Source organism: Streptomyces ochraceiscleroticus, assembly GCF_000720485.1.
Classification (GTDB): Bacteria; Actinomycetota; Actinomycetes; order Streptomycetales; family Streptomycetaceae; genus Streptomyces; species Streptomyces ochraceiscleroticus.
On the sequence record NZ_JOAX01000009.1, the window covers coordinates 75,265 to 90,581 of the forward strand.

The following is a 15,317-nucleotide window of genomic DNA, read 5'->3' on the forward strand; positions in this document are numbered from 1 at the left end:
TCAAGAGGGGGTGAACTCCGGCAACGCGATGACTTCCGGGGAAACAGTGTCCGGCGGGAGCGGTGTCTGGCAAAGTGCTGCGTGGTGTGTGGTGAGGGAGATCAGGATCTGATCCTGCGGGGGAGGCCATGCAGTCCGGTGACATGACACGCACGCGTGAATTCCGTGAATACTGGGATCCCACGCATCCCGTTCTCGAGATCCTGCGCGCCCGACGGGATTCGGGGAGCTTACCGGGGCAGCGAAGCGATGGTGCGACCGTCGCCCTCGCCGTCGAAGGGGGCGGCATGCGCGGGGTGATCTCCGCGGCGATGCTCTCCCAACTGGAGGACTACGGCTTCAAGAACGCCTTCGACGTGGTGTACGGCTGCTCCGCCGGCGGAATCAACGGCGCCTATTTTCTCGCCGGAGAGACCTGGTATCCGCTGTCGATCTACTACGACGACCTGACGACCAAACAGTTCGTCGATTTCTCCAGGGCGTTGCGCAGACGCCCCATCCTGAACCTGGCCTACTCCTTCGACCGCATCATGGAACGGGTCAAGCCGCTGGACTACGAGGCGGTGCTCGGCTCGCCGATTCCCCTGGCCGTTCCCGTCACCGATGTCGACGCCCTGCGGACCGTCGTACTGCGGGACTTCGCCTCCAGGGCGGACCTCAAGGCCGCGCTCCGCGCTTCCGCCTGGCTGCCCATCGCCGTGCCCGGTACGTTCCTGATGACCGACGGACGGCGTGCCGTGGACGGTGGAGTACTCACCGCCCTGCCGTTCCGGCTCGCGGTCGACGACGGCTGCACGCACATCCTCTCCCTCAGCACGCGGCCGATGGGCACGGCGGCGGTGGGCAGCAAGCTCTCCCCGCTGCACCGGTACACCTATCTGCACCTCGAGCGCATGCGCCGCGGCCTCGGGAGCGGCTATCTGGCGGCGATCCGGCAGAAACACCGCGACCAGGAGTGGTTGCGCTGCCGGCGGACGGATCCCGGAGACGGCGCCCCGTACGTACTGGACCTCGCGCCACTGCCGTGGATGCCGGAGCTCAAGCGGCACGAGATGGACCAGCACCAGCTCCTCGAACACGCACGGAAGGCGTACGGGATAGCGTTCTGCGCCACCGAGGGCAGGCCCGTCGAACTGATCCGCAGGGGAAGCATCCGTGCGATGCCGAGACTGATGGTGGTGGACACCGCGAATGGAGAACCGAGGGGCGACGCTGGACCTGCTGCTCCCCGCATTGCGCGACCTGACGGGGTATAGCGACCCACAACTGGCGCACCTACTGGACCTGTTGGAGCTGACCGCCGCCGCCGACGACGACCGGCCGGAAACCGCCCGGCAGCGAACGCGCCGCCTCAAGGCATGGCGGCGCATGCTGCAGGACATCCCGCTGGACGAGCGCTCCTTCGACGACCGGTTCGGACTCGCGGGCAGACAGGACACCATCTCCTGCCTGACCTCCTGGTGTCTCGGATACCGTGCGCAACGCGGCCGGCGCCCGGCGAGCCCGGCCGACGCGCTGTTCGGGTTCGTCAGCCTGTTCCTGCTGACCCTGCTCGGCCTCGCCGAGTCCGAGGCGCAACGCTCGCTCCCGCAGCCATCTGCGGTCCCCGGCGGGAGCGGCGCGGCGCTGACCCACGACTGCGGCGGGGTGTGCGGCGTACTCGTCTCGGAGGACGCGGTCGCGGAGGTCATCACCGAGGTCTACGGCCCGCAGGCGCGGCCCGGCACGCGCCGCGTGGCCGCGACGGTGGAATCCACCGACCGCGAATGGCAGGCGATGCAACGCAAGCTGCGCTTCCACCGGCACGGCAGCACCTCGATGATCCTGCGTGGCACCACTGCGAGCGCGGTGCACGGCACCCGCCCGGAATTCGCCCTCAAGCTGATCCTGTACCCGTTCACCAGAATCCCGACTCTCACCCGCGCCACCCGCGAGTACGCGGAGACATACGGCACGTCGGGCACCGGCTCACGGCATCTGGTGCGGGTCTGGGCCAGCTTCGACAGCTGGATACTGATGGATTTCGTCGCGGGCCGCACGCTCGCGGAAGTCGTCCGCGAGGAACGCGAGGAAGCGGAACGCGAAGCGGCCGACGCGGGCCAGGCGCTCTCCCTGCGGCTCGACCGGCTACGGGAGAAAGGGGTGCTGCTCTTCGAAGCGCTGGAGGAGCTGCAACGCATCGCGCGGGACGACACCGACACCGCCCCCGTACACGGACGCTTCACAGGCGTACACGCGGACCTGTCACCCTCCAACATCATCGTCTCCGACGCCGACGGCACCTTCAAACTCATCGACCTCGGCCGGAACTATCTCTACACCCACACCATCACCGGAACGGCAGGGGCCGAGGCCGCCTACATCGCTCCGGAGATCAAGGCCGGCGACGAGGAGAACACCCGGGCCGACCTCTACTCGCTCGGCCAGCTGCTCATCCTCTTCGGCAGCGGACGAGCGAGCCCCGATGGCGTGGTGCCGGACATCTTCTACATGCGCGCCGTGGAGCTGGCACGTTTCCTCGAGGACCTGATCGACGCGGCGCCGGAGCGCCGGCTGCTCATCTTCTCCACGGGCCCGGTACCGGAATCCACCGACTCGGCACCGGAATTCTCCTTCGCCCGGCTGAAGGACAGCTTTCTGGCGGAGATCGAGATGGTGCAGGCCGCCGAACAGGGCGAGACCGACCTACGGATCGAAACCGGCTGGCGGGCCCTGCGCGAGCTGCTGCGCCCACTGGCCGGCGACCCGGGCCGAGAGTGGCGGCTGTGGCGGATGCGCAGACGGCCGGACACACTCCCGGACACGCACCGCGGCCGGTTCACCAACTGGCTGCTCGCCTGGTCGCTGCTGTCGGCGCTGATCTGGGCGCTGACGAACACCACCGTCATCACCTGGCTCCTGCGCGACCTGGACCTCTCCTGGGGCAACAAGCTGGTGGAGCTGGTACAGCACCTCAGCAACACCCCCACGGGCCTCCCGGTCGTCGACTCCTGGCGACACAGCGACTACCGCATACCGGACTGGCAGGCCAACCTCCCGGCCCGGATGGTCGGCCTCTCGTACGCTATCGCGGCGCCGAAGTTCTACCAGATGCTCTACTCCGGCCTCACGCCCCTCGCCATCGGATGGCGGGCCGGCGGGCTGAGCCGGCTGGCCCTGGCGACCGAGGTGGTGATGCGAATGATGGCCGTCGTACCGTGCGGCCTCGTCCTGGCGATCACCCTCGTCGAACCCCGCTGGTGGCCGATCAACTCCGCGATCGGGCAGTGCCTGACCTGGCTCGTGAACTTCCTGATGCTGGCGTACATTCGCGCGGTCATCGCCCGTTCGCGACAGCTCGGACTCAGTACGGTCGCAGCCGACGACAGCAAGATCACTGGCCTGTCGTCGTTCGCCCAGTGGGTGCCGACCTCACTCTTCTACGCCATGGCCGTCACGACCATCGGCACCTGCCTCTACCTGCAGCTTCTCCATGACACCTACGTATACGCGCTGGCCGTCACCTCGACCAACATCTTCCTCTTCTACGTCATCAAGTGCGGCATCGGCGGCCCGACGGTCCGGGTCGCGATCGTCCGCACCTGCCTGGCCGCGGAACGCGTGGGCAGGTGCCAGTAGCTGTATGGCATGAGTTGTGTGGAATGAGCCAGTGGCTCGTCTCAGAGCGTTGAACAGGTAAATCCTGAGGTGGCTGGCGGTTTCATGGCGATACTGGCGTGGTGATGATGGATGTTGCGACCGCGCTGGCTGTGATGCGGGCTGTGGAGACCCAGGGGGTGGAGGTGTGGCTCGGGGATGGTGGCTGGGGCGTGGATGCTCTCCTTGGTGAGCAGACCCGTTTGCACAAGGATGTCGATCTGATTCTCCGTGTCGACCAGGCTGAAGATGCGGTCCGGGCCCTGCAGGGCCTGGGCTTTGCCGTTGCCGAGGGCCGTCTTTCCTCGTGCTTCGTCCTTCGTGATCAGGAGGGAAGGAACGTGGATGTCCATCCCGTTGTCTTCGACGGGGAGGGCAACGGCGACTACACCATGGAGAACGGCGAGGTGTGGGTGTACGAGGCCGCCTGGTTCGGCGGGACCGGGACACTACAGGACCAACCGGTGCGTTGTCTGACGGCGAAGGGGCAGGTGATGTGCCACACGGGGTACGAACTCGATGACGAGGACCGTCGGGACATGGCGGCCCTGCACGAGCGGTTCGGTGTGGAACTCCTGCCTGAACAGCGATTCCGGTGCGGTAGGGGGGACTCACGCCGCTGAGGGGTGTTCGGTACCAGTTCGATGTCGACCACGGTCACAGCCTGGAGGCAGCCTGCCGCTTCACAGACGATGGATCAATTACCCAGCCGACCGATCGAGACGAGCCACTGGACGGAATGAGCTACGTGGAATACCGGAACCCGCTGCGGTACTCGGTCGGTGTGGTGGCCAGTTGGCGGCGGAAGGCACGGATGAGGGTGTCGACGGTACCGAAGCCGCAAGTGCCGGCGATGCGATCAAGCGTCGCGTCGGTCGACTCCAGTTGGTGACGGGCGAGTTCGACGCGGGCGGATTCGATGTACGCGGCCGGAGTCATGCCGAGTTCGGTCTTGAAGATGCGCGAGAGCTGCCGTTCGGAGACGTGGGCGTGCTCGGCGAGGTCGGCGAGGCCGATGGGCCGGGACAGGTTGCGGTTGATGTAGTGCCGCAGGTCCTCGATCCGGCGAGTGGTGGAGACGGGCTCGAGGGGGACGGAGAACTGGCTCTGTCCGCCGGGGCGTTTGAGGTACATCACGAGCTGGCGGGCCACCCGCAGCGCGACGGCTTCACCGAAGTCCTCGGCGACCAGGGCCAGGGACAGGTCGAGGCAGGAGCTGATGCCCGCACCGGTCCACACGGCGCCGTCACGGATGAAGATCGGGTCGGCGTCCACGGTGACGGCAGGGTGGTCGGCGGCGAGCTGGCGGGCGGTCGACCAGTGCGTGGTGGCACGCTTCCCGTCGAGCAGGCCCGCGGCCGCCAGGATGTGGGCGCCGACGCACACGGAGGCGATACGACGTGACGCACCGGCGAGCTGCTTGACGCGGGCGGTGACGCCCGGGTCCGCCAGGGCGCTCACGCGCCGGTCGGCGTCGGTGCGTACGGAGCCGGGCACCAGGAGGGTGTCAATGCGCCGGCCTTCCACCGCGTCGAAGGTGGCGTCGGGCAGGACGCGGACCCCCGCCGAGGTGGTGACGGGATCCATCGTTTCGGCGGCGAGGAGGACGCGGTAGCCGGTGTCCGTACCTGTGTCGACCTCGCGTTGCAGCAGGGCGAACACCTCCGGTGGGCCGGTGATGTCCAGCAGGTCGACGCCATCGAAGACGACTATGACGACGAGCCGTTCCGATGCGGCCACGCGTTCCCTCCCCACGCGATGAACTCTCTGCTGGTGTCCGGATCTGCAAGTTGGGTGTCATTGCAGACACTGACGGGTGATCGTAGCGTCGACCACGTCGGCGTCGCCAGGGCGTCGGACGAAACCAACACCTCACCCGGGACGGCTTCTTCTCCATGACTACGACGACGCTGCGTCAGCTCAACGGCTTCGACGAGACCCCGGCGACCCTCGCCGACGCCACACTCCTCATGGTCGACTTCCAGAACACCTACACCCAGGGCGTGATGGAGCTGGCCGGCTGGCAGGCGGCCCTGGACTCGGCCGCGGCGCTGCTCGCGCGGGCGCGGGAGGCGGGGACGCCGGTCATCCACATCGTCAACGACGGCGGGGAGGGCACTCCGTACGACATCCGCGCGGAGATCGGCTCCATCCACCCCAGCGTGGCCCCGGTCGACGGTGAGCCGGTCGTGGAGAAGCAGGCGCCGAACGCCTTCCACCAGACCGACCTCGAGCACAAGGTCAAGGCCGCGGGCCGCAAGAACGTGATCATCGCCGGCTTTATGACCCATATGTGCGTCACCTTCACTGCCGAAGGTGCGTTCCTGCGCGGCTACGCGCCCACGATCGTCGCTGACGCCTGCGCCACCCGGCCTCTGAAGGGGGCCGGGGGCGAGCTGTCCGCCAAGCAGATCCATCACAGCGCACTGGCCACGATCGAGGACCTCTACGGAGTCGTCGTCGCGCAGGGCTCCGCCCTGGCATAAGGCGGCCTGGTTACTTGCCCAGGCGCATCAGCAGATGGCCCCGGCGGAACCGTTCGTCCTCGCCCGGCTCGCGCAGCATCCGGCCGACTTCGATGAATCCGGCCTCGCCGGCCAGGCCGGCAAGCTCGTCGATCGGCCACCGGTAGGCGGTCGTCACTTTGTGGTCGAACGCCGTGACCGGCTCGCCCTCCGACTCGAAGAAACCGAGCAAGAGGTGGCCGCCGGGCGCGAGTACCCGCCGGAACTCGGCCAGGTACGAGGGCACGTCCTGCGGCGGGGCGTGGATGACCGAATACCACGACACGATGCCGTTCAGTTTGCCGTCGGGCAGGTCCAGGGCGTCCATGGAGCCGACCTCGAACCGCAGGTCGGGGTATGCCTCGCGGGCGAGATCGATCATCACCGGCGACAGGTCGACGCCGAAGACGTCCAGTCCCAGGTCCCGCAGGTGCGCGGTCAGATATCCGGGGCCGCATCCCAACTCGGCGACGTGTCCGGCGCTGGTTCGCGCGAGGTCGGCGAACGCGGCGAGCACCGCGCGGTCCAGCGGGAGAGCGTCAAGCGAGTTGCGGGCGAGTTCGGCGTAAAGGACGGCCATGGCATCGTAGGCATCGGCTGTCGCGCAGAGGTGCGAGGAAGGTTCAGTCACAAGCGAGGACACTAGAGCCTTCCGCTATCCCGCTGAGGGCGGACCCGCCCAGCAGAACTTACCTGCCGGCCGCCCTCAACCAGCCGGTAGCGCCGACCACTTCGCGCGCTATATCGACGACGGAACGCCCGTCGGTCGCCACTCGCGTGGTGTCCACGGGTGTCTGCTCGTCCAAGAGCTGCGCCTTAAAGGCGCTGTTCCTCAGCTCGTTCTCCAACTCCGAGCCGAGCTCCCGGGCCGCCAGCCGTTCGCCGGCGGTCGAATCCGACGCGGTGAGCAATACCCGGATGACCCTGACATCGGCTCCCATGGCCCGCTGGAACATGCCCTCGTTCTCGGCCAGCACGCTCACGGTGTTCGTGTAGATCAGGCGGCGGTGCCCCAGCTCGGCGTAGTTGGACCAGATCGCCGTGAGATTGCGCTCGGCGAGTTTTCTGCGGCGCGGGTCCTCTCGTGGAGCGGGATGTGCCTGCGCCATGAAGTCGCCTTCGATGACGCAGTGCGCGACCATCGCGGCGCGCAGGCGCGCTGAGACCTCCCACCCCACTGTCGTCTTGCCGACGCCGGCCCGCCCTCCGATGAGCAAGACCTCTGCTTGATCCATGGCTGTACTCTGCGCCACCGTGGCCGACCTCCTGAACGACACGCGTTGAGAGAATAGTTGGGCGAATGAGGGTGGCGCCTGATTGAATAGGGGAGATGATCTTGAGCCGCTGTCCTCCGAAAGGTAATCCCTGATGTCGCCCGTCCTCGACCAGGCCCCGGCCGCCGCTGTGTCGACGGAGTTCCGCCGTCCGCCGGCACGCCCCACGACATCGGCACGCCCTACGACAGTGACTCGGCCCACGACACCGGCGCGCGGCGCGACGGCGGCTCGCACCAGGACGGCGCCTCGCCGGGCCGCCGCCCCCCTCGACGCTGCCTGTGCCGAGGTGCTCCGTACCATCGCCAACTCCCGTACCCCGGTCTTCATCACCGTGCATGCGAATGGCCGGCGCCGGTACGGCTACTGGCGGCCGTATGACCCCCGCACCGGCAAGGGGGGCTGCTACATGGCTCTGCCCACCGCGGTGTGCGATCGGCTGGAGTCGGCAGGCCGGATCACGTTCGGTGATCCCTTGGTGGATCCGGCCAAGACGACGTACCGCGTCTGGGCCGCCGACACCCCTGCTGAGCCTGCTCACGCCCCTGCTCGGCCCACCCGTACCCCGGCGGCCGCACCGGTGCGTCTCCCGGCAGCACCCGTGACTCCCGCGGCTCGCGCGACTCCCAGGCGCGCGGTGGCACAGAGGGCTGCCGCTTGAGCTGACGAGCTGACGCTTGCCGCACGAGCTGAGGTCGCCGGATCCTTCGCCATCACCGGCCCGTGACGTCCAGCGCGTCCCGGATCAGCTCTACCGGATACCACGCCGTGCGTTCCGTGCCGTGAAAGATCTGCTGGCGGCAGGAGATGCCGCTCGCGACGAGTACCGTCTCGGCGGGCTCTGCGGCGATCGCCGGGAACAGCCGGTCGCTGCCGACGGTCCGGCCGCAGCAGCCACCGCTCTCCAGCCGTACGTCCCAGCCCGCCCGCTCCAGCAGTTCGACGGGGGCGGGCCGGCGAGCTGCATCGTCGCGAACGGGGCCGCCACATAGGCACCGATCCAGCCGAGCTACCCGTGGGTATCCGCCCACTCCCATCCCTCCGGCGGACTGCGGCGGTGCACGGTAACGGCTTGTACTGCGGCAGCGGGGTGAACCGGGCCGGAAAATGGAGCGGCAGAAGTCGGTGTTCGACCAATCCGGCAGGGCATCGGCTCCGAATACCTTGCGTCAGGGGCAGATGGCCCGGGGCCGGTCCCGGCCGACGGAGGAGTTCCATGAGACCCGCGAAGAGCGCTGTTGCCCGCTCCGGACCGGAGGAGCCAGACCTGGACGCGTTGCTGACGCAGGTCGCGCGCGGCGATCGGGATGCCTTCGAGCAGGTCTATGACCGGGTGAGTGGGCCGGTCCTGGGCCTGGTCCGCAGTGTGCTGCGTGATCCGGCCCAGTCGGAGGAAGTGGTGCAGGAGGTCTTGCTGGAAGTGTGGCGGCGCGCGGCCCGGTTCCGCGCAGACCGGGGCAGCGCGATGACATGGGTGCTGACCCTGGCCCACCGGCGGACCGTGGACCGGGTGCGCTCGGTACAGGCGACGACCGTGCGCGAGCACAAGGCGGCACTTCTTGACCGGACGCCCGCCTACGACGAGGTCACCGAGCAGGTCGAGACCCGCCTGGAGCGGCAGCGGGTGCGGCGCTGCCTGGGAGCGCTGAGCGAAGTACAGCGGGAGTCCGTGACCCTGGCGTACTACAGGGGACTGACCTACAAAGAGGTCGCCGAGTTGCTCATGCTGCCGTTGGGAACGGTGAAGACACGGCTGCGCGACGGTCTGATCCGGCTCCGTGACTGCCTGGGGGTGAGCGTATGACCAGCGCCGATCTGCACACCGCGACTGGTGCGTACGTACTGCACGCGCTGCCCCCCGCGGAGCGTAACGAGTTCGAGCGGCATCTGGCCGTGTGCGAGGCGTGCGCGCAGGAGGTGCGGGAGTTCTCCGCCACCGCCGAACGGTTGGGGCTGGCCGTCGCCGAGCCACCGCCGGCGGAGACGAAGGCCCGGGTGCTGCAGGCGATCAACTCCGTACGGCAGGAATCGCCGCAGGTCGCGGCGCGCGGCGGTGCTCGGTGGTGGAGCCGCTCGTTGTCGCGCTTCACGCTGGCGGCGTGCGTGGCGGCTGCCGCGGCGTTCGGCGGGGTCGCCGTGTGGCAGCACCAGGCGGCCCAGGACGCGCGCAGCCGGGCCCACCGAGCCGAGGAACGGGCCGCTCAGCTCAGTGCCGTGTTCACCGCGCCGGACGCCAAGGTCACCAAGGGCCGGCTCAAGGACGGGGCGAGCGGCACGGTGGTGGTCTCCCGGGCCAGGGACAAGGCGGTGTTCCTCGCCTCGGGGCTGCCCGCACTGCCCGAGGACAAGGTGTACCAGCTGTGGTTCGACGACGGGGGCACGATGCGGTCCGCCGGGGTGATGGGCGGAGCCGGCGGCACCCGCTCCGCGCTGCTGGAGGGCCGCGTGGACAGGGCCTCGGGGATGGGTATCACCGTGGAGCCCGACGGCGGGTCCGCCCAGCCCACCTCCGCACCGATCGGCCTGCTGGCATTTCCCGCCTGAGGAAGACCTGAGAAAGGATCTGAATTGCATGGACGGCACTTCACGTCCGGCGGGAACAAGTGCCGCGCTGCTGGCGCGTGCTGCCGTCCGGGCACCGAACGCCGCGGTACTCGTACTCCACGGCGGGCGCTCCGACGGGCTGGGCGCGCCCCGGCGCTGGAACCTGGCCGCTGCCCGCATGCGTCCCTTTACGCAGGCGATCGAGCGGGCGACGACGGGGGACGGCGTCTTCGTGGGCGAGGTGCGCTACCGCCACCGCGGGTGGAACGGTGACCGGAAGGACGCGGCGCAGGACGCCCTGCGCGCCGTCGACGAGCTGATCCAGCAAGTGGGAGAGGTGCCCGTCGTGCTGGTCGGCCACTCCATGGGCGGCCGCGCGGCGCTGCGGGCCGCCGGGCACCCGCTGGTCCGCTCGGTCGTGGCCCTCGCCCCGTGGTGCCCCGAGGACGAGCCGGTGGGGCATCTGTACGGCCGCCGCCTCGTCCTCGTACACGGTGACCGGGACCGTACGACCGAGCCCCGCGCCTCCTGGCAGTTCGCCGCGCGGGCCGCCGACGCGGGCGCTCGGCCGTGTGCGGTGGTGATGCGGGGCGGCGACCATCCGATGCTGCGCAGGGCCGGCGACTGGCAGCGGCTCACCGTCTCCCTGGTCACGGGCCTCCTGGGGACGGCGCCGCTGCCGCCGGCGGTGGCGGAACGGTTGTCCGCCGGCGATGCGGCGGCAGCGGGGCCCTTGGAGTGGTGAGGCTCCGGTCGGCAGGACCGCAACGCGCGTGTGGGACTTTCTGGACGGCTACCGCGTCCGGCGCCGCAACCGCCGCCACAGGCTTGGCGGCAGCGGGCTGAAGCCACTGGTGCGGGCCGATGCCCAGCAGCCGGGCGCCCGGTTCCCGCGCCGGCTTGCGGCGGATCAGCTCCGGCTTGTCATTGGTCGGTTCGGCGTGACCTGCGGCAACGGCAGGGGGATTCACCCGGTCGGGTGATCGGCCAATCCGCCTGCCCACCGGCTCCGAATGCAGGGTGTGAGTACACGAGGAAGGGCGGCGGCGAGGACCGCCGCAGCGGCGGTCAGCGGACTGCTGGCCGGCTACTCGGCGCTGGCCGTGGCCGAGTTGGTGTCCGTCGCCGTCCGGCCCGAGGCGAGTCCGGTCACCGCGGTGGGCGGCGCGGTCATCGACCGCACCCCCGCGCCGATGAAGGACTGGGCCATCCGCCAGTTCGGCTCGAACGACAAGCTGGTGTTGCAGCTCGGCATCCTGGCCGTACTGGCGCTGTTCGCCATGGCCCTTGGCGTCCTCGCGACCCGTATACGGCGTACCGCCTCCCTCGGCGTGCTCGTCGTCGGGGTGGTGGGAGCGCTGGCCGCGACCGGCAGGCCCGACTCGACCACGCCGTGGGACGCGGTCCCGTCGCTGGTCGGCGCGTTCGTCGGAGCGGGCGTGCTGTACTGGCTCGTCGGACGGCTTGCTACCGGCACCGCCCGCCCGGAGCGGACCGGGCCGCAATCGGATATGCGGACGGAGCGGGAACCGGAGCCGCCGGCGGATACGGACGGCCGTGCGCAGCGCGCGGAGTCCGCCGGTGGGCCGGGGCGCAGAGGGTTCGTCCTCGGTGCGGGGGCCGTTGCGGTCGTCTCCACCGGGGCCGGGGCCCTGGGACGAGAGCTGAACGCGGGTACGGCCGCCGAGGCCGAAGCCTCCCGCGCCGCGGTCCGGCTGCCCGCCCCTGCCTCGCCCGCGCCGAAGCTGCCCCGCGGGGTCGACGAGCGACTGCCCGGGCTGGCGTCCTTCACCACCGCCAACCGCGACTTCTACCGCGTCGACACCGCCCTGACCGTCCCGCGCCTGGACGCCGGGCGCTGGCGGCTGCGGATCCACGGCAAGGGCGTCACCACACCCCTGACGCTGGATTTCCAGGACCTGTTGCGGCGCGGTCTCATCGAACGCGACATCACGATGACGTGCGTCTCCAACGAGGTCGGCGGCCCGTACATCGGCACCGCCCGATGGCTCGGCGCGCCCTTGGCGGCGCTGCTGCGCGAAGCGGGGGTACGGCCACCGTCCCAGGGCGGGCCGGCCGACCAGCTCGTCGCCCGCTCCGTGGACGGCATGACCATCGGAAGTCCGGTGGAAACGGTCATGGACGGCCGCGACGCGATGCTCGCGGTCGGCATGAACGGCGAGCCACTGCCGTTCACCCACGGCTTCCCGGTCCGCATGCTCGTCCCCGGCCTGTACGGCTACGTATCGGCCTGCAAGTGGATCCAGGACCTCGAACTGACCACCTTCGACGCGTACGACACCTACTGGGTCAAGCGGAGCTGGGCACGCAAGGCCCCCATCAAGACCCAGTCCCGCATCGATACCCCCAAGCCGTTCGCCTCGGTCAAGGCCGGCACCGTCACGGTCGCCGGCGTGGCATGGGCCCAGCACAAGGGAATCGACCGGGTGGACGTACGCGTCGACGGCGGCCCCTGGCGACAGGCCCGGCCGGCCACCGAAGGCCCGCGGGACACCTGGCGTCAGTGGCTGTGGGAATGGCCGGCCCGTCCCGGCACCCACACCCTCGAAGTCCGTGCCACGGACCGCACCGGCTACACCCAGACCAGTAAACGCACCCGCCCCATCCCCAATGGGGCCTCCGGCCGGCACTCGGTGGTGGTCACCGTGACCTGACCCCGCTCTTTCCACCCCAGGCAATCAACCGTCTTTTCTACCTCTCCGGAGACAACCATGAACACCACCACCATCCGCCGCGCCGCCCTGGCCCTCACCGCCGCCGTCGCACTGCCGCTCTCGCTGGCCGCCTGCTCCGGCGGTGACAGCGCCAATTCCGGCTCCTCCGACGGCAGTTCCAGCAGCGCCTCGTCGGAGAAGTCCGAGGGAAGCGGCGGAGCGAGCGCGATGAAGGGCCCGTTCGGACCCGCGTGCTCCTCCGTGCCCAAGGACGGCAAGGGCAGCTTCGACGGCATGGCCAAGGACCCCGTCGCCACCGCCGCCTCGAACAACCCCGCCCTCTCCACACTGGTCACCGCCGTGAAGAAGGCCGGCCTGGTCGACACCCTCAACAACGCGGAGAACATCACCGTCTTCGCGCCCACCAACGACGCCTTCGACAAGATCCCCAAGGACCAGCTCAACAAGGTCCTCAACGACAAGGAGCAGCTCACCAAGATCCTGACCTACCACGTCGTCGGCCAGAAGCTCACCCCCAAGCAGTTGGAGAGCGGCTCGTACCCGACCCTGGAGAAGAGCAAGCTCACCACCTCCGGCTCCGGCATGAACTACAAGGTCAACGACAGCGCCGAGGTGGTCTGCGGCAACGTCCCGACGGCCAACGCCACGGTCTACATCATCGACAGTGTCCTGATGCCCAAGGTGTGACACGCAGCCGGTAAGCCACCCTCAAGCAACTGCCGGCAACCGGCGGCAAGCGCCCGCGCCACCGAGTGTCGTAGTCGACAGAGCCCACGGCCCTGCGACTACGACACTCGGCCGGTTGAGCGCTCCGCATGGGCGAAGCGCGTCGTCGCTGCTTCGCTGTTCCCGGGATCGGGCTCAGCGGTGCAGACCGGTCAGGGCGAGGAATTCGCTGCGGGAGCGGGCGTCGTCGCGCAGCGTGCCGAGGAGGGTGGAGGTGAGCGTGCTGGAGCCGGTGGCCTTCACACCGCGCAGGGTCATGCAGGTGTGTTCGGCTTCGATGACGACCCCCACGCCCTTGGGCTCCAGGTGGGTCTGCAGCCAGTCCGCGACCTGTTTGGTGAGGCGCTCCTGTACCTGGGGGCGGCAGGCGAAGTGCTCGACGACGCGCGCCAGCTTCGACAGCCCGAGGATGCGCCGGCCGGGGAGGTAACCGACGTGGGCGGTGCCGACGAAGGGCAGCAGGTGGTGTTCGCAGACCGAGCGCAGCGGGATGCTGCGCGCCAGGACGAGTTCGTCGTAGTCCTCGTCGTTGGGAAAGGTGGTCAGCTCGAATGGGCGGGGGCTGAAGAGCTCGGCGTAGGCCCGGGCCATGCGTCCGGGAGTGCCGCGCAGGCTCTCGGAGGCGGTGCTGATGCCGAGCGCGTTGAGGAACTGTCCTGCGGCGCGCTCGGCGGCGGCCAGGTCGACGCCGTCGGTGTCATGGACGACGCGCAGCGCGGTGGCCTCGGATATCGGCGCCGTCGGGGCATCGGGCGCGAGGTGCGCCGTGGTCTGTGCGGGCTGGGACATGTCAGCTCTCACCGATGCCCAGGGCAGTGAGCAGGACCAGGACGACGGTGATCACGGCGAAGAGGCCGTGCGCGAGGACCACCGGGACCGGGAAGTACCGCTCGGCGGGTTCGGCGTCACCCGTCGTGGTGGCGGTGCGGGTGGCCCGGTAGGTGGGCAGCCAGCGGGCCAGCATCACGAAGCCGAGCAGCGCAACGGGGACCAGCAGGCCGAACGCGGTCCAGGCGAGCGCGGTCCTGTCGGTGATCGCGTAGACGATCCAGAAGACCAGGCCGATCGCGGCCAGGGCGAAGTGCCCGAAGACGACCGGGACGGGCAGCCGGCTGCTGCCGCTGCGGACGCCGCCGCGTGAGAGCCAGGTGCCGAGCATGTAGAAGCCGCCCAGAGCGGTGATCACCCAGGTGATCAGTGCGGCGATGGTCATGAGGAGATCCTTGTCCTTCAGACAGATGAGTGGGGTGGCCGCGCAGGTGCGGTCGTACGGGTGGAGGGGTCAGCCGGTGTGCTGGCCGGTGCGGCCGTGGGTGGGGACGAAGCCTTCGGCCTGGGTGCTCTCGTGGGCGACGCGCACCCCGTAGTGGTAGGCGAGCTTGCCGCCCAGGTAGCCCGAGAGGCCGAGGACGGCCAGGCTCACGGCGTTCAGTGCGAGCATTCCGGCGCCGACGCTGCCGGAGGGGCCGTCGCCCGCCTGCCGCCACCAGAAATTGCCGGCGTAGGCGACGGTGACCAGCAGGTTCAACGTCATGTGCAGCAGTGCCACGCGGAACGCCCGGGTGCCCGGCGGGATCGCGAACAGGTCCAGGAACCCCACCAGCGCGGCCACGAGCGCGCCGATCACTCCCAGCGCGATCAGCCACATGGCTCCTCGTGCCAGGAAGTCCGGGTCGTGCACCAGGTGAAAGGCGATGTCGAAGACCAGGCTGCCCACCCAGGCCCCGATCGGCACCGTGACCAGGATCGGGTGGAACGGATGTCCGTACGGGCCGGCCAGTGCGGCACTGACCGGTCGCTTGGCCTGTTGATGCAATGGTTCGGCCATGGCGGACCACCTCCTATTTCACCAACAAATCTTGGTCTTATTCGGTCCGGCGGTCAAGCGGGCCTCGTCGGGGCTCTGCCGACAGTGCTCCACCCAAGGACTTTGGGAG

Annotated in this window: 17 protein-coding genes; 10 read left to right on the forward strand and 7 right to left on the reverse strand. The window is 69.3% G+C overall.

Translation table 11 applies throughout. The features are described from left to right. Positions 1-143: 143 nt before the first annotated feature. From IG84_RS0113915 to IG84_RS0113925, 3 genes are all read left to right on the forward strand, one after another. Positions 144-1,256, forward strand: coding sequence for a patatin-like phospholipase family protein (locus IG84_RS0113915; protein WP_031055783.1), 1,113 nt, complete (start codon positions 144-146; stop codon positions 1,254-1,256). Then, positions 1,192-3,618, forward strand: a complete 2,427-nt coding sequence (locus IG84_RS0113920; protein WP_078648814.1) for a protein kinase family protein — start codon at positions 1,192-1,194, stop codon at positions 3,616-3,618. The genes IG84_RS0113915 and IG84_RS0113920 overlap by 65 nt, the downstream gene beginning before the upstream one ends. Before the next feature lie 104 nt (positions 3,619-3,722). Next, positions 3,723-4,259, forward strand: a complete 537-nt coding sequence (locus tag IG84_RS0113925) for a nucleotidyltransferase domain-containing protein (protein ID WP_245659356.1) — start codon at positions 3,723-3,725, stop codon at positions 4,257-4,259. Between the two features lie 121 nt (positions 4,260-4,380). Here IG84_RS0113925 and IG84_RS0113930 read toward each other — a convergent pair whose 3' ends face one another. After that, positions 4,381-5,376, reverse strand: a complete 996-nt coding sequence (locus IG84_RS0113930) for a GlxA family transcriptional regulator (protein ID WP_031055793.1) — start codon at positions 5,374-5,376, stop codon at positions 4,381-4,383. 155 nt (positions 5,377-5,531) lie between these two features. Here IG84_RS0113930 and IG84_RS0113935 point away from each other — a divergent pair, with 155 nt between their 5' ends. Continuing rightward, entirely contained in the window at positions 5,532-6,122 is a 591-nt protein-coding gene (locus IG84_RS0113935) for a cysteine hydrolase family protein (protein ID WP_031055797.1), read from the forward strand. Between the two features lie 10 nt (positions 6,123-6,132). Here the strand turns inward: IG84_RS0113935 and IG84_RS0113940 are convergent, their stop codons facing one another. From IG84_RS0113940 to IG84_RS0113950, 3 genes are all read right to left on the reverse strand, one after another. Continuing rightward, on the reverse strand, positions 6,133-6,771 hold the full coding sequence (locus IG84_RS0113940; RefSeq protein ID WP_031055801.1) for a class I SAM-dependent DNA methyltransferase: 639 nt from the start codon (positions 6,769-6,771) through the stop codon (positions 6,133-6,135). Positions 6,772-6,829: 58 nt separating this feature from the next. Next, complete coding sequence (locus tag IG84_RS0113945) at positions 6,830-7,375, reverse strand: AAA family ATPase (RefSeq protein ID WP_031055803.1); 546 nt, start codon at positions 7,373-7,375, stop codon at positions 6,830-6,832. A gap of 752 nt (positions 7,376-8,127) precedes the next feature. Further along, positions 8,128-8,445: a hypothetical protein gene (locus IG84_RS0113950; RefSeq protein ID WP_031055806.1), complete on the reverse strand. Its 318-nt coding sequence runs from the start codon at positions 8,443-8,445 to the stop codon at positions 8,128-8,130. Between the two features lie 185 nt (positions 8,446-8,630). Between IG84_RS0113950 and IG84_RS0113955 the strand changes: the two genes are divergently transcribed. Genes IG84_RS0113955 through IG84_RS0113980 form a run of 6 tightly spaced genes read left to right on the forward strand, consistent with a single transcriptional unit; the run spans position 8,631 to position 13,341 of the window. After that, positions 8,631-9,218, forward strand: coding sequence for a sigma-70 family RNA polymerase sigma factor (locus tag IG84_RS0113955; protein WP_031055807.1), 588 nt, complete (start codon positions 8,631-8,633; stop codon positions 9,216-9,218). Continuing rightward, positions 9,215-9,958, forward strand: coding sequence for an anti-sigma factor (locus IG84_RS0113960; protein WP_031055809.1), 744 nt, complete (start codon positions 9,215-9,217; stop codon positions 9,956-9,958). Before IG84_RS0113955 ends, IG84_RS0113960 begins: the two co-directional genes overlap by 4 nt. A gap of 28 nt (positions 9,959-9,986) precedes the next feature. Then, complete coding sequence (locus tag IG84_RS0113965; protein WP_063761793.1) at positions 9,987-10,703, forward strand: alpha/beta hydrolase; 717 nt, start codon at positions 9,987-9,989, stop codon at positions 10,701-10,703. A 28-nt stretch (positions 10,704-10,731) separates the two neighbouring features. Continuing rightward, a complete protein-coding gene (locus IG84_RS0113970) occupies positions 10,732-10,941 on the forward strand; it encodes a hypothetical protein (RefSeq protein WP_031055813.1) in 210 nt (69 codons plus the stop codon). A 30-nt stretch (positions 10,942-10,971) separates the two neighbouring features. Then, entirely contained in the window at positions 10,972-12,633 is a 1,662-nt protein-coding gene (locus IG84_RS0113975; RefSeq protein WP_051861700.1) for a molybdopterin-dependent oxidoreductase, read from the forward strand. Positions 12,634-12,690: 57 nt separating this feature from the next. Next, positions 12,691-13,341: a fasciclin domain-containing protein gene (locus tag IG84_RS0113980; protein ID WP_031055820.1), complete on the forward strand. Its 651-nt coding sequence runs from the start codon at positions 12,691-12,693 to the stop codon at positions 13,339-13,341. A gap of 174 nt (positions 13,342-13,515) precedes the next feature. Here the strand turns inward: IG84_RS0113980 and folE are convergent, their stop codons facing one another. From folE to IG84_RS0113995, 3 genes are all read right to left on the reverse strand, one after another. Continuing rightward, positions 13,516-14,169, reverse strand: coding sequence for a GTP cyclohydrolase I FolE (gene folE / locus IG84_RS0113985; protein ID WP_078648815.1), 654 nt, complete (start codon positions 14,167-14,169; stop codon positions 13,516-13,518). 1 nt (position 14,170) lies between these two features. After that, complete coding sequence (locus IG84_RS0113990; RefSeq protein WP_031055825.1) at positions 14,171-14,593, reverse strand: hypothetical protein; 423 nt, start codon at positions 14,591-14,593, stop codon at positions 14,171-14,173. Between the two features lie 69 nt (positions 14,594-14,662). Further along, on the reverse strand, positions 14,663-15,208 hold the full coding sequence (locus IG84_RS0113995; RefSeq protein WP_031055827.1) for a DUF2231 domain-containing protein: 546 nt from the start codon (positions 15,206-15,208) through the stop codon (positions 14,663-14,665). Positions 15,209-15,317: the final 109 nt, after the last annotated feature.